Origin of the sequence: Amycolatopsis sp. EV170708-02-1, from assembly GCF_022479115.1 — a bacterium.
Classification (GTDB): domain Bacteria; phylum Actinomycetota; class Actinomycetes; order Mycobacteriales; family Pseudonocardiaceae; genus Amycolatopsis.
In genome coordinates, this window is sequence record NZ_CP092497.1 from 1,704,971 (window position 1) to 1,725,596 (window position 20,626).

General features: G+C 69.3%; 22 protein-coding genes. 13 read left to right on the forward strand and 9 right to left on the reverse strand.

Translation table 11 applies throughout. The annotated features are described in order from the left end of the window. Positions 1-137: 137 nt before the first annotated feature. Positions 138-3,326: a BTAD domain-containing putative transcriptional regulator gene (locus MJQ72_RS07730; RefSeq protein WP_240598437.1), complete on the reverse strand. Its 3,189-nt coding sequence runs from the start codon at positions 3,324-3,326 to the stop codon at positions 138-140. Between the two features lie 83 nt (positions 3,327-3,409). Here MJQ72_RS07730 and MJQ72_RS07735 point away from each other — a divergent pair, with 83 nt between their 5' ends. Together MJQ72_RS07735 and MJQ72_RS44745 are read left to right on the forward strand one after the other, a co-directional pair. Continuing rightward, positions 3,410-4,291 (forward strand): NAD(P)-dependent oxidoreductase, encoded by an 882-nt coding sequence (locus MJQ72_RS07735; protein WP_240598438.1) that lies wholly within the window; start codon positions 3,410-3,412, stop codon positions 4,289-4,291. Positions 4,292-4,302: 11 nt separating this feature from the next. Further along, positions 4,303-5,163, forward strand: a complete 861-nt coding sequence (locus MJQ72_RS44745; RefSeq protein WP_261367993.1) for an NAD(P)-dependent oxidoreductase — start codon at positions 4,303-4,305, stop codon at positions 5,161-5,163. Between the two features lie 108 nt (positions 5,164-5,271). Here MJQ72_RS44745 and MJQ72_RS07745 read toward each other — a convergent pair whose 3' ends face one another. Then, positions 5,272-6,222, reverse strand: coding sequence for an NADP-dependent oxidoreductase (locus tag MJQ72_RS07745; RefSeq protein WP_240598439.1), 951 nt, complete (start codon positions 6,220-6,222; stop codon positions 5,272-5,274). An 83-nt stretch (positions 6,223-6,305) separates the two neighbouring features. Between MJQ72_RS07745 and MJQ72_RS07750 the strand changes: the two genes are divergently transcribed. Next, positions 6,306-6,878, forward strand: a complete 573-nt coding sequence (locus MJQ72_RS07750; protein WP_240598440.1) for a TetR/AcrR family transcriptional regulator — start codon at positions 6,306-6,308, stop codon at positions 6,876-6,878. 76 nt (positions 6,879-6,954) lie between these two features. Here MJQ72_RS07750 and MJQ72_RS07755 read toward each other — a convergent pair whose 3' ends face one another. After that, positions 6,955-7,830 carry a LysR family transcriptional regulator gene (locus MJQ72_RS07755; protein ID WP_240598441.1) on the reverse strand — a complete coding sequence of 292 codons (876 nt, stop codon included), beginning with the start codon at positions 7,828-7,830 and terminating at the stop codon, positions 6,955-6,957. A gap of 79 nt (positions 7,831-7,909) precedes the next feature. Between MJQ72_RS07755 and MJQ72_RS07760 the strand changes: the two genes are divergently transcribed. Continuing rightward, entirely contained in the window at positions 7,910-8,800 is an 891-nt protein-coding gene (locus tag MJQ72_RS07760; protein WP_240598442.1) for an EamA family transporter, read from the forward strand. Further along, complete coding sequence (locus MJQ72_RS07765) at positions 8,797-9,417, forward strand: NAD(P)-dependent oxidoreductase (protein WP_240598443.1); 621 nt, start codon at positions 8,797-8,799, stop codon at positions 9,415-9,417. The genes MJQ72_RS07760 and MJQ72_RS07765 overlap by 4 nt, the downstream gene beginning before the upstream one ends. Here the strand turns inward: MJQ72_RS07765 and MJQ72_RS07770 are convergent. Further along, positions 9,401-9,637, reverse strand: coding sequence for a hypothetical protein (locus MJQ72_RS07770; RefSeq protein ID WP_240598444.1), 237 nt, complete (start codon positions 9,635-9,637; stop codon positions 9,401-9,403). The genes MJQ72_RS07765 and MJQ72_RS07770 overlap by 17 nt on opposite strands. 60 nt (positions 9,638-9,697) lie before the next feature. Between MJQ72_RS07770 and MJQ72_RS07775 the strand changes: the two genes are divergently transcribed. Next, positions 9,698-10,297, forward strand: a complete 600-nt coding sequence (locus tag MJQ72_RS07775) for a TetR/AcrR family transcriptional regulator (protein WP_240598445.1) — start codon at positions 9,698-9,700, stop codon at positions 10,295-10,297. Between the two features lie 95 nt (positions 10,298-10,392). Beyond that, the gene (gene rraA, locus MJQ72_RS07780; RefSeq protein WP_240598446.1) at positions 10,393-10,872 is read left to right on the forward strand and encodes a ribonuclease E activity regulator RraA; all 480 of its coding nucleotides are present in this window, start codon (positions 10,393-10,395) and stop codon (positions 10,870-10,872) included. A 6-nt stretch (positions 10,873-10,878) separates the two neighbouring features. Here the strand turns inward: rraA and MJQ72_RS07785 are convergent, their stop codons facing one another. Continuing rightward, entirely contained in the window at positions 10,879-11,772 is an 894-nt protein-coding gene (locus MJQ72_RS07785; protein ID WP_240598447.1) for an NADP-dependent oxidoreductase, read from the reverse strand. Between the two features lie 70 nt (positions 11,773-11,842). Between MJQ72_RS07785 and MJQ72_RS07790 the strand changes: the two genes are divergently transcribed. Then, positions 11,843-12,421 carry a TetR/AcrR family transcriptional regulator gene (locus MJQ72_RS07790; RefSeq protein ID WP_240598448.1) on the forward strand — a complete coding sequence of 193 codons (579 nt, stop codon included), beginning with the start codon at positions 11,843-11,845 and terminating at the stop codon, positions 12,419-12,421. Next, positions 12,415-13,242 (forward strand): MBL fold metallo-hydrolase, encoded by an 828-nt coding sequence (locus tag MJQ72_RS07795; protein WP_240598449.1) that lies wholly within the window; start codon positions 12,415-12,417, stop codon positions 13,240-13,242. Before MJQ72_RS07790 ends, MJQ72_RS07795 begins: the two co-directional genes overlap by 7 nt. On the opposite strand, the gene MJQ72_RS07800 is transcribed toward MJQ72_RS07795, so the two are convergent. The 4 genes from MJQ72_RS07800 to MJQ72_RS07815 are packed head-to-tail and all read right to left on the reverse strand — an operon-like array spanning position 13,226 to position 15,299. Continuing rightward, positions 13,226-13,657 carry a hypothetical protein gene (locus MJQ72_RS07800; RefSeq protein WP_240598450.1) on the reverse strand — a complete coding sequence of 144 codons (432 nt, stop codon included), beginning with the start codon at positions 13,655-13,657 and terminating at the stop codon, positions 13,226-13,228. The genes MJQ72_RS07795 and MJQ72_RS07800 overlap by 17 nt on opposite strands. 43 nt (positions 13,658-13,700) lie before the next feature. Next, positions 13,701-14,312, reverse strand: a complete 612-nt coding sequence (locus tag MJQ72_RS07805; RefSeq protein ID WP_240598451.1) for a class I SAM-dependent methyltransferase — start codon at positions 14,310-14,312, stop codon at positions 13,701-13,703. 10 nt (positions 14,313-14,322) lie between these two features. Beyond that, positions 14,323-14,976 (reverse strand): cation transporter, encoded by a 654-nt coding sequence (locus tag MJQ72_RS07810; RefSeq protein ID WP_240598452.1) that lies wholly within the window; start codon positions 14,974-14,976, stop codon positions 14,323-14,325. Continuing rightward, positions 14,973-15,299 carry a helix-turn-helix transcriptional regulator gene (locus MJQ72_RS07815; protein WP_240598453.1) on the reverse strand — a complete coding sequence of 109 codons (327 nt, stop codon included), beginning with the start codon at positions 15,297-15,299 and terminating at the stop codon, positions 14,973-14,975. Before MJQ72_RS07815 ends, MJQ72_RS07810 begins: the two co-directional genes overlap by 4 nt. 454 nt (positions 15,300-15,753) lie before the next feature. Here MJQ72_RS07815 and MJQ72_RS07820 point away from each other — a divergent pair, with 454 nt between their 5' ends. From MJQ72_RS07820 to MJQ72_RS07835, 4 genes are read left to right on the forward strand one after another with little or no spacing between them, the layout of a single operon-like run. Further along, a complete protein-coding gene (locus MJQ72_RS07820) occupies positions 15,754-17,175 on the forward strand; it encodes a family 2B encapsulin nanocompartment shell protein (RefSeq protein ID WP_240598454.1) in 1,422 nt (473 codons plus the stop codon). Next, the gene (locus tag MJQ72_RS07825; protein WP_240598455.1) at positions 17,172-18,560 is read left to right on the forward strand and encodes a family 2B encapsulin nanocompartment shell protein; all 1,389 of its coding nucleotides are present in this window, start codon (positions 17,172-17,174) and stop codon (positions 18,558-18,560) included. The genes MJQ72_RS07820 and MJQ72_RS07825 overlap by 4 nt, the downstream gene beginning before the upstream one ends. Before the next feature lie 53 nt (positions 18,561-18,613). Further along, positions 18,614-19,477, forward strand: a complete 864-nt coding sequence (locus tag MJQ72_RS07830; protein WP_240598456.1) for a geranyl diphosphate 2-C-methyltransferase — start codon at positions 18,614-18,616, stop codon at positions 19,475-19,477. A 14-nt stretch (positions 19,478-19,491) separates the two neighbouring features. Next, on the forward strand, positions 19,492-20,622 hold the full coding sequence (locus tag MJQ72_RS07835) for a family 2 encapsulin nanocompartment cargo protein terpene cyclase (protein WP_240598457.1): 1,131 nt from the start codon (positions 19,492-19,494) through the stop codon (positions 20,620-20,622). Positions 20,623-20,626: the final 4 nt, after the last annotated feature.

The window sequence follows — 20,626 nt, forward strand, 5'->3', positions numbered from 1 at the left end:
GGCCCGCCGGGAGCCCCCCACCTCACCCGCATGGATACGCACGCTACCGGTCGAGGCGCTCGCGCGACAGAAAGAAATCACCGTTTGTTGCTGACGTGAAGTAAGGCATGGTCCATTGTGGTGATGCGGGTGCATGGCTACTGACTGTCCGTCACCAACTGGTCGATCGGTGTGGCCTCACCCGCCTCGCTCTCCGCCGAGAATGCGGTTTCTCCGAGCGCCGCGACCACGACGCCGGTGATCCGGTCGACGTCGCCCCGTTCGGCCTTCGGCAGGGGAGCACCCACCGAGCGGCGGGAAGCGGCGGCCGCCCCCAGCAGCCGCGCGGCCAGCCGATGCGCGCCGGCCGCCGCTTCCGCGCCGGCGAGACCTTCGAGGCCGAGGGCGATCGCGCGGGGATCCTCACTGCGGCGTGCGATCGCGAGACCGTCGAGCTGGAGGCGTTTCGCCGCCACCGCGTCTCCGCGTTGTTCGGCGATGAACCCGAGCTCGGCGAGGATCAGCGTGCTGCCCGCTTCGGACTCCGTCCGGCGATGCCAGTCCAGTATGGACAGCAGGCGCCGCTCGGCCTCGTCGAACAGCCCCTGGCGCCGCGCGCCGAGCGCGAGCCCTGTTTCGGCGTAGACCTCACCGGGTTTGAAGCCGTGTTCGACGGCCAGCGCCCTTGCCCGCTCGTGGAACTCCTTCGCTTCCTCGAAGTGGCCCGTGAGCAGCGCTGTCCGGCCCAGCCACGACAGTTTGTAGGTGACTTCCGGCCACAGCTCGAGCTCCTCCGCCCGGCGAAGGCTTTCCCGATGGACGCGGGCGGCGTGCTCGTAGTCCCCGGCGATCGACGCCAGCATGCCGAGGACGAACGACGCCTGCAGCCAGCCCCAGCGTTCGCCGAGGCCGTCGAAGATCGCGGCGCTCTGCGCGGCGATCCGGCCACCTCCGGTGAGGTCGCCGCCGGAGATCAGGTGGGATGCCCGGTCGCTCAGCGCGGCCGCGGTGCTCCAGTCGTCACCGATGTCGCGGGCGGTTTCCCATGCGTCGAGCGTGAGCTTTTCCGCCCGGCACAGGTCGCCGACCGTCGACCACGCGTAGCCGAGGAACCAAGCCATCCGCGCCCGGACACCGGGATCGGCGATGGCCCGCACGGTCTCCTCCACGGCGGCGTCCGTTCCGGTGCCGTCGAGCACGGCGATCCCGGTGCGCCAGCCGAGCGCCTGGGCGTACTCGTCGACGGCGCCGATCTCCGTGCCGAGCACGAGGTCCAGCGAACGCCGGGCCTCGGTGAGCCGCCCGCGCAGGAACCAGAACCAGGTCGTCGCGTTCACCAGCCGCGCCGCGAGCCGGTGTTCTCCTTGTCTCAGCAGCGTTTCCAGCGCTCGACGGGTGTTGGCGCCTTCGGCGTCCAGCCGGTCGAGCCAGCGACGCTGTTCCCTGCCGCGCAAGCCCGCGTCACCACGCTCGGCCAGCTCGACGTGGAAGCGGGCGTGCCGCAGGTACAGGTCGTCGAGTTCGCCCGCTCGCTCGGCGTGATCCAAGGCGTACGCCGAAACGGACTCCAGCAGCCGGAACCGCGGTTCGCCGGACCTGCCCTGCCTGCTGACCACCAGTGACCTGTCGACGAGGCGGGACAGCAGATCCAAGACGTCCCCGGCGGCGATCTCGCCGCCCGCGCAGACCGACTCGGCGGCGTCGAGCCCGCAACCCTCGGCGTGGACGGCGAGCCTGCGCAGCACGATCTGCTCGGGCTCGCTCAGGAGGCTCCAGCTCCAGTCGATCATCGCGCGGAGCGTCTGCTGGCGGCGCGGCCCGCCTCGTCTGCCCGAGGACAGCAGGCCGAACCGGTCGTCCAGGCGGGCGAGGAGTTCGTGCACGCCGAGCGTCCGGACCCGGGTGGCGGCGAGTTCGAGCGCCAGCGGGATTCCGTCGAGGGTGCGGCAGATGCGGGCGACCACCGCGGCGTTCTCCGCGTCGAGCGCGAACCCCGGCGCGGCCGCGGCGGCACGGGCGGCGAACAGCCGGACCGCGCTCGAGTCCCGCACGGCGGCGAAATCCGGCTGCTCGGGCAACTCGAGCGGCGGCACCGCCCAGACGTTCTCCCCTGGCAGCCCGAGCGGTTCCTGGCTGGTGGCGAGCACGCGCAGCCGGGGCACCGCCGCGAGCAGCCGTTCCACCATCGCCGCGACCGGCTCGACGATTTGCTCGCAGTTGTCCAGGACGAGCAGGATCTCCTTGTCCCGGAGGGCCGCGGCCATCGACTGTGTCAGCGTTCCGGTGGACGTCGCCTCCTCCCGAAGGTCCAGCACGGCCGCTACGACGACGGCGACGAGATCCTCGGGCGGGCACGTCGGGCACTCGACGACGTCCAGGCCCGCCAGCTCGACGAGCCAGGTGCCGTCCGCCATCGCGAGCTTCGACGCGGCCTCGATGGCGAGCCTGGTCTTGCCCACACCGCCGGGGCCGGTGAGGGTGACCAGCCGCGCGTCGGTGACGAGGGCACCGACCTCCTTGATCGCGGTCCTCCGGCCGATCAGCTCGGTCAGGGCCTCCGGGAGGTTTCCGCGTACCGGCTCGGCGGCGCTGTCCGGATCGAGCTCCGGGCTGCGGGTGAGGATCGCTTGGTGCAGCGCCGCGAGGTCCGGGCCCGGCTCGAGCCCGGACTCGTCACGCAGGCGGGCACGCAGCTCGGCATAGGTTTCGAGCGCCTCGCTGTGCCGCCCGGCCGCGTACAACGCGCGCATCAGCAGGCCGCGCATCCGCTCTCGCAGCGGATTCCGCGAGACCAGACCGGCCAGTTCCCCGGTGAGGACGCCGTGTTCGCCGAGAGCCAGCCGGGCCTCGGCTCGCTCCTCTTCGGCGAGCAGCCTTTCCTCCTCCAGCCGCTGAGCGGCGGCGACGGCGAAGGGCTCGTCCTCGAAGCCGGCATAGGCCGGCCCTCGCCACAACGCCAGCGCGTCTGCCAGCAGCGCCGCGCGAGCGCGCGGGTCGGCCGCGTCGCGGGCGCGGGCGGTGAGCGCGCGGAACCGATGGACGTCCAGCTCACCGGGCTCGACGGCGAGGACGTATCCGGCCGGTTGGTGTGTCACGAGCTCCCTGGCGCCCGGCTCGGCCTTGTCCAGGGCGCGGCGCAACTGGGAGACCTTGGTCTGCAGGGTGTTGCCCGGATTGCCCGGCGGGTGCTCGCCCCAGAGATCGTCGGTCAACGACGACACCGACGCCGCCCTGCCCTCGCGGGACAGCAGCGCGGCGAGCAGGAGGCGGACCTTCGCCTCGGGCACGACGACGGGCTCGCCCGCGGTCGTCCACGCGGCGAGCGGCCCAAGCACTCCGAAACGCACGAAACCGACGTTAGCGTGGACCACCGACAAGACCGTGCGTGAACCCGCAGCGATCCGTGCGCGGGCCCCGTCACGGTGGTCCCATGAGCGAACACGGCAAGACCCCGGTGACGGTACTGGGGCTGGGCGCGATGGGAAGCGCGCTCGTAGAAGCACTACTCACCGCGGGCCATCCGGTCACCGTGTGGAACCGGACCGCGAGCCGGGCCGAGGCAGTGGCGGCGAAGGGTGCTTCGGTCGCCTCGACGGTCTCGGAGGCCCTCGCGGCGGACGAGAACGCGATCGTGATTGCCTGCCTGCTCGACTACGACTCGGTGCACGAGGTCCTGGACCCGGTGGCGGCCGAGCTCAAGGGACGGCAGCTGATCAACCTGACCAACGGCACCCCCGGCCAGGCGCGTGAGATGAGCGCCTGGGCGGAGGAGCACGGCGCGGCTTACCTGGACGGCGGGATCATGGCCGTCCCGCCGATGATCGGCACGCCCGCGGCGTTCATCTTCTACAGCGGATCGGGCACCGTCTTCGGCCGGGCCCGCACCGCGCTCGACACCTTTGGCGGCGTCAACTACCTCGGCGCCGACCCCGGATTGGCGCCTCTGCACGACATCGCGCTGCTCAGCGGGATGTACGGGTACTTCGTCGGCGTCATCCAGGCGTACGCGCTGGTCGGCTCCGCCGGGGTCAAGGCACGGGAATTCGCGCCGTTGCTCCGCGGCTGGCTGGACGCGATGGGCGGCTTCCTGGAGCGCTCGGCCGAACAGATCGACGACGGCGACTACGTCACCGACGTCGTGTCGAACATCGAGATGCAGGCGGCCGCCTACCCCAACCTGGCGCAGGCGGCGAAAGACCAGGGCATCAGCGCCGAGTTGCTCACGCCGCTCCAGTCGCTGATGGACAAGCGAGTCGCCGACGGACACGGCGCCGAAGACCTGATCGGCGTCATCGAACTCCTCAAGAAGTAAGGGAAAACACAATGATCACAATGATCGGGCTCGGCCCGATGGGACAGGCCATGGTCCGGGTGCTCCTGGAGAACGGCCACGGAGTGACCGTCTGGAACCGCACCGCCGCCCGCGCGGACGGGGTCGTCGCCGCCGGTGCCGTGCGTGCCGAGACACCGGCGGACGCGGTGTCGGCGTCGGAGCTGGTGCTGCTGAGCCTCACCGACTACGCCGCGATGTACGACATCCTCGGCAAGGCGGAGGACGCCTTGGCGGGCAAGGTGATCGTCAACCTCAGCTCGGACACCCCGGAGAAGACCCGCGAAGCCGCCGAATGGGTCGAGGCCCGCGGTGCGCGGTTCGTCGCCGGTGGCGTGATGGTGCCCGCCGAACTGGTGGGCAAGGACGAGGCCTACGTCTTCTACAGCGGCCCCACCGAGGTGTTCGAGAAGCACCGCGAAACCCTGGCGCTGATCGGGCGTCCGGATTTCCTCGGCGAGGACGTCCGGCTGGCGCAGCTGTTCTACCAGGCGCAGCTGGACATCTTCCTCACCTCGCTTTCGGTGTTCCTGCACGCGAGCGCGCTGGTGCGGTCGGCAGGGGTGCCTGCGGAGAAGTTCGTGCCCTACGCCAAGGACAACTTCAGGATGATGGATTTCTACCTGGACGCCGCAGCCGAGCAGATCGAGAAGGGCGACCACCCCGGCGACGACGCCAACGTCACGATGATGGGCGCGACGGCCGACCACATCGTCCAGGCGAGCCTGGACGCCGGGGTCGACGCGGCCCTGCCGGAGGCGGTCAAGTCCCACTACGACCGGGCGATCGCGGCGGGCCACGGGCGTAGCTCGTGGACCAGCCTGTACGAAATCATCAAGGCGGACGGCAAGTAGGGCCTCTGGCTCGCCCCTGAAGTACATGAAGGCCCCCTTCCTTGCGCCTAGGTACAGGAAGGGGGCCTTCACGTACTTGGCAAGGGGACAAGACGGCCGGCAGGGCGGTCACAGGACGAGCACGAGTTTGCCGCCGGGGCGGCGGGATCGGCTGAGCTCGGCCGCTTCCTGGATCCGGTCGAGTGTGTAGGTGTGGGCGACCGGTACGACCAGGATGCCTTCGCCGGCGAGCCTGGCGAACTCGTTCATCCGGTCGTAGCGGATCTCGGTGGTGATCCGGACGCCCAGTTCGGCCGCGGCGGCGAAGTCCGAGACGGTGAGGACACGGTCGGGATCCCCGGTCAGCTCGATCAAGGCAGGTAGCGAGCCGCCGGCCGGGCTGGGCTGGTCGGCGCGGTCGATCCGGCCCCCGGTCGGCGCGGCGTCCAGAGCGCGGTCCACGGGGCCCGGGGCCAGCGCGCTGACGCGTTCGGCCATGCCCTCGCCGTAGGCGGTCACCCGGGCGCCGATCTCTTCCAGGGCGGCGGCCCGAGTCGGCCCGGCTGTGGCGATCACCCGAATACCCCGGTGCAGCGCGAAGCGCACCGCCGCTTCGCCCACGGTGGTGCCCGCGCCGTGGACGAGCAGCAGTTCGCCCGGCCGGACGCCGAGTTCGTCGAGCGCGCGCCACGCCGTCTCGGCCGCCATCGGCAGCGCGGCGGCCTGCTCGGCGGTGACGCCCTCGGGAATGCGTGCCCAGGCCGGCATCAGCGCGTACTCGGCGGCGCCGGCCGTTGGGCCGTCGAAGGTGGCCGGGCCGAAGACGCGGTCGCCGATCTGGACGCCGTCGACGCCCTCGCCGAGCACGTCGACGGTGCCGGCGACCTCGAGGCCGAGCCCGCGCGGCAGCGGTGGCAGATGGTCGGCGAGGAGACCGTCGACGATGTGCCAGTCGGCGGGTGTCAGGCCGCACGCCCGTACGGCGATCCGGATCTGGCCGGGTCCCGGCTCCGGCTGCGGGACGTCGCGGAGCACGATCACGTCCGGGGAACCGAACCGGTCGAACTGCAGAGCCTTCATGACGATCTCCTGGCTGATGACAGCATCTGTTGTCATCGACCGTACCAGCTGACAACAGCTCCTGTTGTCGTACGCTGGTGGGTATGCCGCGATGGGAATCCGACGCACAGGGCCGGCTCGAACGCGCGGCGCTCGAGCTGTTCGAGACGCAGGGGTTCGAGCGCACCTCGGTCGCGCAGATCGCCGGCGCAGCCGGCCTGAAGGAACGCTCCTTCTATCGCTACTTCCCCGACAAACGGGAAGTCCTCTTCGCCGGCAACGAACTCGAGGCCCACCTCGTCGCCCAGGTCGAGGCGGCCGACCCGGGCCTCACCCCGATCGAGGCGCTGCTGACCGCGATGGGAACCGCCGAGGAGATCTTCCGTCCACGCGAGTTCCTGCTGCGCCGGGGAAGAGTGATCGCCGCCAACCCGGCACTGGCCGAGCGCGATCTGATCAAGCTCGCCGACATCGGCGACGCGCTGGCACCGGCGCTCGAACGCCGCGGCGTCGAGCCAGGCAAAGCACGCTTCATCATCGACGTGGTGCTGGCGATCCACCGGCGCGCCATGCCCCGCTGGCTGGCCGAGCCGGACACCACGCTCGCTCAGGTCATGGCCCAGGCCGCCGCCGAGCTGCGCGAGGTGGTCGCACTCCCGGCTCCGACAGTCCGCTGAGCCAGCGGTTGCCTGCCGGCTCCACCGCTGACTGAACCCCGCCCCAGCGGTCATGCGACCGAAGCAGACACCGTCCTCACTCCTCGCCGACGCCCAGCACCTCCAGAAACGCCTTCGCCGCCGGAGTGACGGTGAAGCGGTTCCAGACCAGGTGCTCGATCCGTGCGGGCGCGTCCCGCACCGGAACGGTGACGACGTCGGTCAGGTTCGGCACGAATTTCGACGGCAGCAGCGCCACCCCCAGTCCTTGATGGATGAGCCGCGCCATGAAGTCGGCGGCCGTCACCTCGAACGCGACCTCCCTGGCCACTCCGGCCGCGGCGAACGCCTGATCGGTCTGCGCCCGTCCCGCCGATCCGGACGGGAAGTCGACGAACACTTCGGACGAAAGCCGCTTCAAGTCCACTTCGGACTCGACGGCGAGCGGATGCCCGGGAGCCACCACGGCGATCAGATCGTCGCGGCCCAGTTCGCAGGTGCTCACGCCGTCCGGCCGATCGGTCACCGGGAGACCGAGGAACGCCACCTCGATCGCGCCGTCCTTGATCTGCTCGACCAGGTGCCCACTCGCCCCGACCCGCAGCCCGATCCGGACGTGCGGGTATCGGCCGCGGAAGGTCTGCAGTGCCGCCGGGACATCGACCGCCGCGACGGTCGGGATGACCCCGACGGTGAGCCGCCCGCGGATCTCGCCGACGGCCGCGGCGACCTCCGATCCCGCTCGTTCGGCGGCTTCGAGACATTGCCGGGCGGCGGGCAGGAACGCCTCGCCCGCGGCGGTGAGGCGCACCCGGCGGCTCGTGCGTTCGAACAGCCGCGCGCCGAGTTCCCGTTCCAGCCGGGCGATCTGGTGGCTCAGCGCCGACTGCACGACGAGACACCGTTGCGCGGCGCGCGTGAAGCTGTTCGTCTCCGCCACGGCCACGACGTACCGCATCTGCTGAAGCTCCATGGATCCATCTTGAATCACGATGGATCAAGTGACAAACATGTGTTGGACTCATTGATCGGGAGCGCCGAAGCTGAGAAGCGTGAAAACGCTGACGACCACACCGCTCGCCGCCGGTCTCGCCGGTACCGCGCTGACCGCTTTCGCCCCCATGGTCTGGGGGACGACCTACGTGGTCACCACCGAACTCCTCCCGCCGGGGCATCCGTTGTTCGCGGGGCTCATGCGCGCCCTGCCCGCCGGGCTCATCGCGCTCGCCATCACCCGCACCCTTCCGCGCGGCACTTGGTGGCTGAAGGCCGCCGCGCTCGGTGTCCTCAACATCGGGATGTTCTTCCCGCTGCTGTTCGTCGCCGCCGAACGGCTGCCCGGCGGGGTCGCCGCCACCCTCGGCGCCGCCCAGCCGCTGCTCGTCGCGATCCTCGCGGTGGCCGTGCTCCGTCAGAGCCCGTCCGCGTGGCGGTTCGCCTGGGGGATCGTCGGGATCGTGGGTGTCGGGCTGGTGGTGCTCGGGCCGGCGGCGGGTTTCGACGTCCTCGGCGTGATCGCCGGACTCGGCGGCGCCGCGACGATGGCGCTCGGCGTCACGCTCACCAAACGGTGGGGACGTCCGGCGGAGGTGGGGCCCACCGCGTTCGCCTCGTGGCAGCTCACCGCGGGCGGGTTGTTCCTGGTGCCGGTGACCTTCCTGTTCGAAGGAGCACCGCCGGCCATCGACCTGAACGCCGCTCTCGGGTACCTCTGGCTCGGCCTGATCGGCGGATTGCTCGCCTATGTCCTGTGGTTCCGCGGCATCACGTCGCTGCCGGTCACCTCGGTCGCCGTCCTCGGCCTGCTCTCGCCGATGGTCGCCGCGCTGCTCGGCGCCGCGCTGCTCGGTCAGTCGCTCGGCCCGATCCAGCTCGCCGGGTTCGCACTCGCCTTGGCCTCGATCGTCGCGGGCCAGATCACTCCGAAGGGCGCCGTCCGATGAAGATCGCCGTCGTCGGAGCGTCGGGAATGGCGGGCTCCAGGGTCGTCGCCGAAGCCGCTTCCCGCGGACATCACGTCACCGCCGTTTTCCGCAGTACGCCGCCGGAATCGCCGCATCCGGGCGTCGAGGTCGTGCGCGGTGACGCCACCGACATCGGCCGGATGAGCGCCGTCTTCGCGGGAGTCGACGCCGTCGTGTGCGCGACGAGACCCGAGCCCGGCGCGGAAGACACCGTCGCCGCCACGATCACGGCATTGCTCGATGCCGCGGCCGGTGTCCGTGTCCTGGTCGTCGGTGGCGCGGGGCCGCTGCGCTCGCCGTCGGGCGGGCTCGTGATCGACGATCCGGCGTTCGTCCCGGCGGCGTGGCGGACCATCGCCTCGGCGAGCACGACGCAGCTCCAAGCCTGCGAAGCGCACTCGGGCGACTGGGTGTACCTCAGCCCGCCCGCGATCCTCGAACCCGGCGTCCGGACCGGGGCCTACCGGCGAGGGACGACGACGATCCTCGCAGCGGCGGACGGATCGTCCCGGATCTCGGCCGAGGATCTCGCCGTGGCCATCGTCGACGAGCTCGAGAATCCGGGGCGGGACCGGCATTTCACCGTCGGATACTGAAGTCGGGCGGGTCACCGGGGGAGGGCGTCTCCGGACTCCGCTCGGCCTCGATCTGGATCTCGATGTTCGTCTTGTGCGAGATCGGATCCCAGATCTCCTCGATCGGTGCGAGAAGGGACTGGCTGACACCGCGACTCCGGGCACGGACGGCGTACCACGCGAACCCGGCCAGGAAGAGGGGAAGGCTGAGAAACGCCGCCAGGGGTGCCAGGAGGTCCATACGGCCGACGATACAGTAACGTCGCGTTTCCAGAAACACACTGTTACTGAATGGGAGCCGATGACCAGGCTGACACGGGCCGAGCAGCAACGCCGCACCCACGAACACTTGCTGGCCGCCGGCCGCGAGGTCTTCCTGCGGCGCGGTTTCCTCGCGGCGACGGTCGAGGAGATCGCGGCCGACGCCGGGTACACCCGCGGCGCGGTCTACAAGCACTTCGGCGGCAAGGAAGGGCTGTGGCTGGCGATCATCGAAGCCGACGCGGACGGCCATCTGGGGGCACTGCGCGAAGCGTTGGCTCGTGCCACATCGCGCGATGAGGTGATCGCGGCGCTGAATCCTGCCGACGTGGCGGACAAGGACGCGGCGAAGTGGAGCGCGGCGGCAGCGGAGGTGCTCGCCGCGACGGCGCAGCAGCCCGAAACCGCCGCGCTGGTCGCGGCGATCCAGCGACGGCACGACGACGAGGTGGTCGCGCTGCTCGCCGAACACACCCGGCGCCTGCGTCTCGAACCCGCCATGCCCTTGGATCAGGCCGTCGTCATGCTGGGTGCCTTGGGCATCGGTCTCGCGCTGCGCCAGACGGTCGCCCCCGCCGCGGATCCCGCCGCCATCCTCACCCACGTGCTCGACACGGTGTTCCCGTCCGAGGCGACGTGACGCTCCATGCGGGTTCCCCGAACACCCAGATGCCGTGTGGCGGATCTCATCGAGCAGGCGCGAAACGGGTCGACCGGCACCTACACTCGGGCGCCGTGATCGATTCCTTCACCACCGCCGACCTCGTCGACGAACACGGCGACCGGCTGCGCGTCTGCGACACCCAGTTCCGCCAGTTCGGCGGGCACCGGTCCTTCTCGGGCCCGATCCGCACCGTGTCCTGTCACGAGGACAACGGCCTGGTCAAGAAACTCCTGGCCACCCCGGGTGACGGCGCCGTGCTGGTGGTCGACGGCGGCGGTTCCCTGCACAGCGCGCTCACCGGCGACATGATCGCGAAGTCCGCCGTCGACAACGGCTGGGCCGGCATCGTCGTCAACGGCGCGGTGCGCGACAGCGCCGAGCTCGCCGGGCTCCCGCTCGGGGTGAAGGCGCTCGGCACCAACCCGCGCAAGAGCTCCAAGGCGGGCGTCGGCGCTGTCGACGTCCCGGTCGGTTTCGGGGGAGTGACCTTCACCCCCGGCGACACGCTCTACTCCGATGACGACGGCGTCGTGATCCTTCCCGCCGCCTGAATCCGCTCACACGACGATGACCCGGCGGCCGCGGGTGTGCCCGGCACGGCTGTCGGCGTGTGCCGCCGCGGCGTCGGCGAGCGAATAGGACTTCTCGACCGGGATGTGCAGCTTCCCCCGCGAGATGAGGTCGACGGCCTCGGCCAGCGCGTCCGGCACGCTCCCGGCCACACCGGAGAAGCGGACGCCGAACTCGGGTGCACTGAGGTCGGCGATGGAGAGGACCTTCCCCGGATCGCCGGTCAGCTCGACCAGTTCGGCGATCACGCCTGATCCGGCGAGGTCGAGGGCGGCGTCGACCCGGCCGAGCAGGCGCACCCGGTCCACCCAGCCCTCGCCGTAGGTCGTCGCGAGCGCGCCCAGATCACGCAGGTAGTCCTGGTTCGCGGCGCTCGCGGTGCCGATCACCGTGATGCCGCGTTCGCGCGCGAACTGCAGCACCGCCGATCCGACCCCGCCGGACGCGCCGCTGACCAGCAGTGTCTCGCCGGGCCGCACCCCGGCCTCGCGGATGAGCCGCAGCGCGGTCTCGACGACGGAGGGATATCCCGCCGCCTCTTCGAAGGTGAGTCCCTCGGGCATCCGCGCCCAGGCCGACAGCACGGCGAATTCGGCGTAGGTGCTCGACCCCTCGCCGAACACGGAGTCGCCGACCTCGACCCCGTCGACGCCTTCACCCACCTCGTCCACCACGCCGGCGGCGTCGATGCCCACTCCGGACGGCAGCACGGTCGGATGCGCGCCGAGGACCTGGCCTTCGCGGACCCTCCAATCGACAGGATTCACCCCGGCCGCTCGCACGGCGATGCGTACTTGGCCTGGCCCCGCGTGCGGTTCTTCGGCGTCGACGAGTCGCAGGACTTCCGGACCACCGAACTCGGTGAAGATCACTTGCTTCATACGACCGACCGTAGCACTAACGGTTAGTGTTTTGAAACGGTTATTGTTTTGCATCTGATAGCTTCACCGCATGACAGCGCCGACCGGACGTCGCGAACGGAAGAAGGCAGCGACCCGTCAGAAGATCGCCGACACCGCGCTGCGGCTGTTCCTGGAACGCGGATATGACGCGGTGGGCATCCGCGAGGTGGCCGCGGATGCCGACGTCGCCGTCACGACGCTCTTCTCCCATTTCCCTTCGAAAGAGGCTTTGGTGTTCGAGCAGGACGCCGACTTCGAGCAAGGCCTCACACGGGCGGTCGCTGAACGGTCGGCGGGCGAGCCGCTCGTCGCCGCGCTACGTCGTCAGGTCCACTCGATGGTGCGTCATTGCACCGCGGACGGGGCCGCCCCGATCTGGCGCATGATCGAGGAAACGCCCGCTCTGCGGGAGTACGAGGACTCGATGAGGCTGCGCCATGCGGAATCCCTGGCGGCGGCCATCATGGCCGATGCGGAGGCGGCGCGGTCCGCGACCGCCTGCCGGACGATCGCGAGGTTCGTGATCGACGCCTACTCGCTCGGCAGGGAGGCGGCCGATCCGGAGGCCGCGGTGAACGAGATCTTCGGGATGATCGAAGCGGCCTGGGAGGCCACGAGTCCATGCTGACAAAGGTCGCCGAGGGCGTGCTGGTCCATCAGAGCGCGCTGCTCCGCAACAACACGGTCGTCGTCGAGGGTGAGGCGGGTGTGCTGCTCGTCGACCCCGGGATCACCGGCGACGAAATGGCCTGCCTCGCGAACGACCTGGCCGAATCCGGCCGGGCCGTGGTGGCGGGTTTCGCGACCCATCCTGATTGGGATCACGCGCTCTGGCATTCCGCGTTCGGTGACGTACCCCGCTATGGCACGGAACGCTGCGCGGCGTATCTGCGAGACCTGCGGTCTAAGGCGAGTTGGAAGACCGACTTCGCCGAGGGACTGCCGCCGGAGATCGCCGGCGAGGTGCCGTTCGATCTGTTCGGCCTCGTCACCGCTCTGCCCGCCGGAAGCACGCGGATTCCCTGGGACGGCCACGAACTGCGGATCATCGAGCATCCGGCTCACGCTCCCGGCCACGCGGCGCTGGTGATCGAGGAGCGCGGGGTGCTCGTCGCGGGTGACATGCTTTCCGACGTCCTGGTCCCGATGTTCGACAACACCACCGACCCGATCGGCGACTACCTCGCCGGACTCCGCCTTCTCGACGAGGTCGCCGGCGAAGTCGATGTCGTCGTACCCGGCCACGGTGCCGTCGGCGGTGCCGGCCAGGCGCGGGCTCGGATCGATCTGGACCGGGCGTATGTGCACGCCGTGCGCGACGGCCGCACTCCCGAAGACCCGCGGATCGGCTCGTCGGCCGAACCCGGATGGGAGTGGGTGGCCGATCTGCATGCCGGTCAAGTACGGAGTCTCCCCAGGGGGACCGGGCCGCTCAACCCTTCGGCATGACGCAGAGTTCCCGGGACTGCCCCGACGTGAAGTCGTAGACGACGGGGTTGCCGTATTCGTAGCCGGGCACGGCGTTGCAATCCGAGCCGGACCCGCTCGCGAGCTGTGCGATCACCGTGTAGTTGGCGGAACTGTCCGAACAGTGCACCCGCACGGCGCTGGAACTGAACGCGCCATTGGATCCGGCGTCCTCGTCAGCCGAAAGACAATCCCCGGCCTGCGCGGAAAACGGGTCGGGGTCGACTTCGGGTGCGCTGCCGCCGGTGGCGAGTGCCACGGTCACCGCGATCGCTCCGCCGGTGACGACGAGCGCCGCGGCGGCGATCCCGACGATCAGTCCGGTGTTCGGGGTCTTCTTCGGCGGGGCGACGGGGTACTGCTGCCAGATGGACGGCTGCTGCTGGGGGTAGGTCACCTCATCAGGATCGGCCGGATCGATGAAATTCCGATGACACGCCTCACTTGCGGGCGACGAGCCGTTCCACCAGCCCGAGCTTGAACCGCTCCCGCTGTTCGACGGCCAGGCCGAGGTCGCCGATCTTGTCGGACGGCCGCCGGAGGAAGTGCTCGCCCGCCATCGGCACGGTGATCTTCTCGGCGATCCATTGCAGACCGCGGACCGCGCGGGACGAACTCACGATGTGGTCGAGCAGGATGAGCCTGCCGCCGGGCCGGAGCACCCGGGCCATCTCCCGCAGCGCCTTGCCGTCGTCGGGGATGGCGCAGAGTCCGAGGGTGCAGACCACGGTGTCGAACGAATCGGCGTCGAAGGGCAGGTCGTGCGCGTCGGCGCGCCGTAGCGTCGCCGGATGGCCGAGCCGTTCGGCGCGGCCGCGGGCGATGGCGAGCATGCCGTCACTGAGATCGATGCCGGTGAGCGTGACCCCTTCGGGATAGAGCGGCAGGTTCAGGCCGGTCCCGACCGCGACTTCGAGGACGTCGCCGGTGGCCTGACCGCAGGCCCATGCCCGCGAATCGCCGAAGAGCTTCCGGTCCATGAACTGCATTTCCCGGTCGTAGTTGCGGGATTTGCCGTCCCAGTACCGGTTCCACCGTGCGGGCCGGGTCATGGCGCTCCTTTCAGCAGCAGTGCTCGCCGCGCCAGGCCTCGCGGCCTTCCTTGATCGCGACGGCGGCGATGACGAGCGCGACCAGCGGGTCCGCCCAGTACCAGCCGAAGAGACTGTTGAGCAGCAGCCCGACGAGCAGCACACCGGAAAGGTACGTGCAGAGCAAGGTCTGCTTCGAGTCGGCGACGGCGCTCGCGGAGCCGAGTTCACGCCCGGCTCGGCGCTGGGCATAGGACAGGAAGGGCATCACGAGCAGTGAGACCGCCGCCAGCACGATGCCGACGGGGGAGTGCTCGGCAGGGTCGGCTCCGAACAAGGTGCGCACCGACTCGACGATGACATAGGCGGCCAGTGCGAAGAAGGACACCGCGATGACCTTGAGCGCGGTGCGTTCGCGGGCTTCCGGGTCCCTGTCGGAGAACTGCCAGGCGACGGCCGCGGCCGAAGCGACCTCGATGACCGAGTCCAGGCCGAAGCCGATCAGGGCGGTGGAAGAGGCGATGGTGCCCGCCGAGATGGCGACGACCGCCTCGACGATGTTGTAGGTGATCGTCGCGGCGACCAGGAGCCGGACCCGCCGGGACAGCAGCGCGCGGCGATCCGGGGCCACTGTGGAGTTCGTGGCGCAGCAGCCGTCCGCGCAGGATCCGCTCTCCACGCTCATCGGAGCACCTCGTCCACACAGGGCTCGGCGGTGTCGACGGCCAGCACGACCTGGGCGAGTTCGCGCAGCGCGCGGGCCAGATGCGCGTCCGCGAGCGAGTAACGGACCTGCCTGCCTTCGTAGGTCGCCACGACCAGCCCGCAGCCTCGCAGGCACGCGAGGTGATTCGACACGTTCGAGCGGCTCAGGCCGAGTTGATCGGCCAGCCTGCCGGGATAGCTCACTCCGTCGAGGAGGGCGACCAGGATCCGGCACCGATTCGGGTCGGCGAGGGCGCGGCCGAGCCGGGCGAGCGCGGCGCCCTGGGTCTCACATGTCAGCACACGCAGGACAGTACAGTCTACGCTGATATATCAGCAAGGGCTGAACCATGACCCGACGGAGTGTCCGGACGCGACCCTCTGTTTCGTCGCTGTCTGTCAAGTCAGTGTCGAACGAGCATGCGGAGGCGACCCGAAAGAGTCCGTTGTGGCCACTCCAACGGCCGCGTAGCGGGCACGCCGGGGAGTTCCGGTGCGGTCCCGCGTGACACCTCAGAACAATTACTGGCCCGATTGCGTGGCGGCCATAAAGCGCCGGGTAACGTTAACAAAAGCTTTCCTGCGCAATGGGAAAATCGGCATTCGGGTGGCCTTGTCGTATTACCTGAAAGTGCGCTTGTGTGGGAAAAACCCCTTGCTATGTTGATCCTGCGGGGCCGCACTTCGGGGCATGATCGGCACGCCGCGATTTGTGGATCTTGTTTGTTCACACGACTATCGAAGGGTGGACCTTGCTGTGACCGTGACCGAATCGGGCACTTCCGCCGAAGGTGTCCAGGGGCCGGAAAATCCGCAGCTGAGCTTGGGCCGGGCCGCCGCGCGCAACCTGGCGACGACGACCAAATCCGTTCCGCAGATGCAGGGAATTTCGTCCCGGTGGCTGCTGAAGTCGCTCGAATGGGTTCAGGTGAACGGCGGTGCCTACCGGGTCAACCGACGGCTCAATTACGCGGTCGGCGACGGGCGGGTGACCTTCTCGAAGGCCGGCACCGAGGTCAGCGTGATTCCGGCGGAACTCGGGGAACTGAAACCGCTCAAGGGATACGACGACGAAGAGGTCCTCGCCGAACTCGCCCGCCGCTTCGAACAGCAGGAAGTGGCGGCAGGCGACGTGCTCGTCGAATTCGGGCACCGGGCCGATCGGGTCTTCCTCATCGCGCACGGCAAGATCAGCAAGACCGGCCCCGGTCACTACGGTGACGAAACCGCGCTCGGCGTGGTCAAGGACGGCGACTACTTCGGCGCGCAAGCCCTCGTGGACGACGACGGTATCTGGGAGTTCACCGCCAAGGCGGCCACCGCCTGCACCGTGCTCACCCTGACCCGCCAGGATTTCGAGCGCGTCCTCGAACAGTCCGAGTCGCTGCAGGCGCAGATCGAGCAGGCTACGCGGGACTCCGGACGCTCCAACGACTTCGGCGAGGCCGAGATCGACATCTCGTCCGGACACGACGGCGAGCCGCTGCTGCCGGGCACGTTCGTCGACTACGAAACCTCCCCGCGCGAATACGAACTGAGCGTCGCCCAGACCGTGCTCCGGGTCCACAGCCGGGTGTCCGATCTCTACAACCAGCCGATGGACCAGACCGAACAGCAGTTGCGGCTGACCATCGAAGCGCTGCGTGAGCGGCAAGAGCACGAAATGATCAACAACACCGACTTCGGCCTGCTGCACAACGCCGACTTCACCCAGCGGATCGCGACGCGCACCGGCCCGCCCACCCCGGACGACTTCGACGACCTGCTCGCCCTGGTGTGGAAGGAACCCGGCTTCTTCCTCGCGCATCCGCGCACGATCGCCGCGTTCAGCCGCGAGTGCAGCAAACGCGGCATCTACCCGACCGGCACCGACCTCGGCGGGCACAAGGTGCCGTCCTGGCGCGGTGTCCCGATCCTGCCGTGCAACAAGATCCCGGTGAGCCAGACCAGCACCAGTTCCGTGCTGCTGATCCGCACCGGCGAGAAGAACCAGGGCGTGGTCGGCCTGCGTCAGATCGGCCTGCCGGACGAATACGAACCTGGGCTGAACGTCCGGTTCATGGGGATCTCGGAGCAGGCGATCATCTCCTACCTGGTCAGCACCTACTACTCCGCCGCCGTGCTCGTACCGGACGCGCTGGCCGTCCTCGAAGCCGCCGAACTCGGCCGCGAAGGATGACCGCCACGACGCCGGAGGCCGACCGGCGGCTCAGTCTCGGCCCCGCCGCCGCGCGCAACCTGGCGACGACCACCAAGACGCGGCCGCAGATGCAGAGCATCACGCCGCGCTGGCTGCTGAAGATGCTGCCCTGGGTCGAGGCGACCGGTGGCACCTACCGGGTCAACCGGCGGCTGACCTACGCGATCGGCGACGGGCGGGTGAGCTTCACGAACGTCGGCACGGAGGTGCGGGTCGTCCCGCAGGAACTCGCGGAATTGGCTCTGCTGCGGGGTTTCGACGACGAAGACACGCTCACCGCGCTCGCCGACCGGTTCGTGCAGCACGAGTACCAGCCCGGCGAGACGATCGTCAGCCACGGCGCTCCGCTCGAAGAGGTCGTGCTGGTCGCGCACGGCAAGATCGCCAAGGTGGTGCCGGGCGAGTACGGCGCGGAAGCCTCCGTCGGCAGCATGGCCGACGGCGACCACTTCGGCGACGAGATGCTCGCCGGCATCGACCGGAACTGGCCGTTCACCGCCAAGGCCGTCACCCCGGTGATCGTGCTGACCCTGCGTGCCGAAGACTTCGCCGATCTCAACGGCCGGTCGGAGGCGATGCGCCGCCATGTGCAGGACATGCTGGCGCACAAGGGAAAACCGCAGAACGCCAAGGGCGAGGCCGAGATCGGGATGTCGTCCGGACACGACGGCGAGCCGCTGCTGCCGGGCACGTTCGTCGATTACGAGATCTCGCCGCGCGAGTACGACCTGGCCGTCGCGCAGACGGCGCTCCGGGTGCACACCCGGGTGACCGATCTCTACAACGGGCCGATGGACCAGTTCGAAGAGCAACTCCGGCTGACTATTTCGGCGCTGCGTGAGCGGCAGGAGTACGACCTGATCAACAACCGCGAGTTCGGCCTGCTGCACAACGCCGATCTCAAATCGCGGTTCCAGACCCGGTCGGGTCCGCCGACGCCCGACGACATGGACGAGCTCGTCAGCCGCCGCCGCAAGACGAAGTTCTTCCTCGCCCACCCGCGCGCGATCGCCGCGTTCGGCAGGGAATGCACGCGCCGCAGCCTGTATCCGGAAGGCACCACCGTCGACGGCAAGGTGGTCGCCGCGTGGCGCGGGGTACCGCTCCTGCCCTGCGACAAGATCCCGATCACCGACAGCGGCACGTCCTCGATCCTCGCCATGCGGACCGGCGTGGAGGACAACGGTGTGATCGCACTGCACCAGACCGGCCTGCCCGACGAGTACGAGCCGGGCCTGAACGTGCGCTTCGACGGAATCAACGAACAGGCGGTCGCCAGCTACCTGGTCAGCACCTACTACTCCGCCGCCGTGCTCGTGCCCGACGCGCTCGGCGTCCTGGAGAACGTCGAGGTCGCGCGGTGACCCCTCGCCCCGCGACGACAACGAACAACAACGCTCCAGAAAGGACCACACACGTGACGATCGCCCGTACTCCCGCTCCCGCAAAGGTTCTGCGCACCGAGTATCAGAAGTCGGTGGCGTCGTACTGGAACAAGGAGAAGGACCCGGTCAACCTGCGTCTGGGCGATGTGGACGGGCTCTATCACCACCACTACGGGGTCGGCGAGGTCGACTGGTCGGTGCTGGAAGGCCCCGAAGACACCCACGACGAGCGGATCATCGCCGAAATGCACCGTCTGGAGACGGCGCAGGCCGACGTTCTGCTCGATCACCTCGGCGACGTGAAACCGGACGACCGGCTCCTCGACGCCGGCTGCGGGCGCGGCGGGTCCAGCATCATGGCCAACGCGCGTTTCGGCTGCCACGTCGACGGGATCTCGATCTCGGAGAAGCAGGTCGAGTTCGCCAATCACCAGGCGGATATCCGCGGTGTCGCCGACCGGGTGCGCTACCACTTCCGCAACATGCTCGACACCGGTTTCGAATCCGGCTCGCGCAAGGCGATCTGGAACAACGAAAGCACCATGTACGTGGACCTCCACGAGTTGTTCGCCGAGCACGCGCGACAGCTGGAGTTCGGCGGCCGCTACGTCACCATCACCGGGTGCTACAACGACGTGACCGGTGGCCGGTCGAAGGCCGTCGCGCAGATCGACCAGCACTACACGTGCAACATCCATCCGCGCAGCGAGTACTTCAAGGCCATGACGGCCAACGACCTGGTGCCGATCTCGGTGGTGGATCTGACGCCGGACACGATCCCGTACTGGGAGCTGCGGGCGAAGTCTTCGGTGGCGACCGGGATCGAAGGGCCGTTCCTGGACGCGTACCGCGAAGGCAGCTTCCACTATCTGCTCATCGCCGCGGACCGCGTCTGACCTGGAGCGAAGCGATGACCGAACAAGGTGCGCTCGCCACGCTGCTGGCCGGGCCGAGCGGGCTTGGCACGTCCGCCGCCCGGCTGGCGGCCCGGCTGACCGCGGTTCCTCAGGAGGCTCCGTCACCTGAGGAACCCGGTCTCGACCCGGCTTACGCGTACCGGCCGTGGGGTGACGGGTCGGCGCCGCCGCTGTACTGCCCCGTCACGGAACGGATCAACGACCCGCTCGCCGTGGAGGTCGACCGGCGGCTGGTGCTGTGGGCGGGGGAGTGCGGCTTCGACGAGGAGGAATGCGAACAGATCGGGAAGGCGGGCTTCGGCAGGCTCGTCATGCTCGCCCACCCGGATTGCGAAGATCCCGAGCGACTGCTGATCTCGGCGAAGCTCAACGCCGCCTGGTGGGCGGCCGACGACCTCTACGCCGACGACACCTCGCTCGGCGCGGTGCCGGCCGAGCTGCCGCCGAAGCTCGCGCTGGCGATGGCCGCCATGGACCCGGTGCCGTCGCTGGGTGAGTTCAGCCGAGACCTCGACGAAACGCTGCGGAACGACCGGGTCCTGGTGGCGCTCGGCTCGGCGACGGATTTCCTGCGGCGATCCGGGACCGCCGCGCAGGTCCAGCGTGTCTGCTATTCGACCTTCGCGATGTTCGTGAGCTGGACCGCCTACGCGGCATGGCGGCACAGCGGGAAGTACCCGCCCGCGTGGGAGTATCTCGCGGCCAGGCAGCACGACAGCTTCTACACCTCGATGACGTTGATCGACGTCCTCGGCGGCTACGAGCTGACCGCGAACCTCTACTACGACCCCCGGGTCCGCGAGGCGGCGATCCAAGCCGGGACGGCGGCCGTGCTCGTCAACGACGTGCACTCCGTCACCAAGGACCTGGAGGACGAGTCGCCGCCCTGCAACGCGGTGCTGCTGATCGCCGACGACCGGAAATGCACGATCGAAGAGGCTACGGCGATCACCGTCGAACTGCACAACGACGTCGTCCGCGATTTCCAGGCCGCGCACGAGAAGCTGAGCACGGTGCCTTCGGCCGAACTGCAGCGGTTTCTCCGCGGATTGCGGGGCTGGATGGGCGGCGGTTTCGAATGGCACTCGACGAGCCCGCGATACCGGACGAAGCCCGCGGATTGACGGC

Bases quoted from the DNA above. Each gene is read 5' to 3' on its own strand.
- MJQ72_RS07735 (WP_240598438.1), top strand. From the start codon at position 3,410: ATGAGCGAACACGGCAAGACCCCGGTGACGGTACTGGGGCTGGGCGCG.
- MJQ72_RS44745 (WP_261367993.1), top strand. From the start codon at position 4,303: ATGATCACAATGATCGGGCTCGGCCCGATGGGACAGGCCATGGTCCGG.
- MJQ72_RS07745 (WP_240598439.1), bottom strand. From the start codon at position 6,222: ATGAAGGCTCTGCAGTTCGACCGGTTCGGTTCCCCGGACGTGATCGTG.
- MJQ72_RS07750 (WP_240598440.1), top strand. From the start codon at position 6,306: ATGCCGCGATGGGAATCCGACGCACAGGGCCGGCTCGAACGCGCGGCG.
- MJQ72_RS07755 (WP_240598441.1), bottom strand. From the start codon at position 7,830: ATGGAGCTTCAGCAGATGCGGTACGTCGTGGCCGTGGCGGAGACGAAC.
- MJQ72_RS07765 (WP_240598443.1), top strand. From the start codon at position 8,797: ATGAAGATCGCCGTCGTCGGAGCGTCGGGAATGGCGGGCTCCAGGGTC.
- MJQ72_RS07770 (WP_240598444.1), bottom strand. From the start codon at position 9,637: ATGGACCTCCTGGCACCCCTGGCGGCGTTTCTCAGCCTTCCCCTCTTC.
- MJQ72_RS07775 (WP_240598445.1), top strand. From the start codon at position 9,698: ATGACCAGGCTGACACGGGCCGAGCAGCAACGCCGCACCCACGAACAC.
- MJQ72_RS07785 (WP_240598447.1), bottom strand. From the start codon at position 11,772: ATGAAGCAAGTGATCTTCACCGAGTTCGGTGGTCCGGAAGTCCTGCGA.
- MJQ72_RS07790 (WP_240598448.1), top strand. From the start codon at position 11,843: ATGACAGCGCCGACCGGACGTCGCGAACGGAAGAAGGCAGCGACCCGT.
- MJQ72_RS07795 (WP_240598449.1), top strand. From the start codon at position 12,415: ATGCTGACAAAGGTCGCCGAGGGCGTGCTGGTCCATCAGAGCGCGCTG.
- MJQ72_RS07805 (WP_240598451.1), bottom strand. From the start codon at position 14,312: ATGACCCGGCCCGCACGGTGGAACCGGTACTGGGACGGCAAATCCCGC.
- MJQ72_RS07810 (WP_240598452.1), bottom strand. From the start codon at position 14,976: ATGAGCGTGGAGAGCGGATCCTGCGCGGACGGCTGCTGCGCCACGAAC.
- MJQ72_RS07825 (WP_240598455.1), top strand. From the start codon at position 17,172: ATGACCGCCACGACGCCGGAGGCCGACCGGCGGCTCAGTCTCGGCCCC.
- MJQ72_RS07835 (WP_240598457.1), top strand. From the start codon at position 19,492: ATGACCGAACAAGGTGCGCTCGCCACGCTGCTGGCCGGGCCGAGCGGG.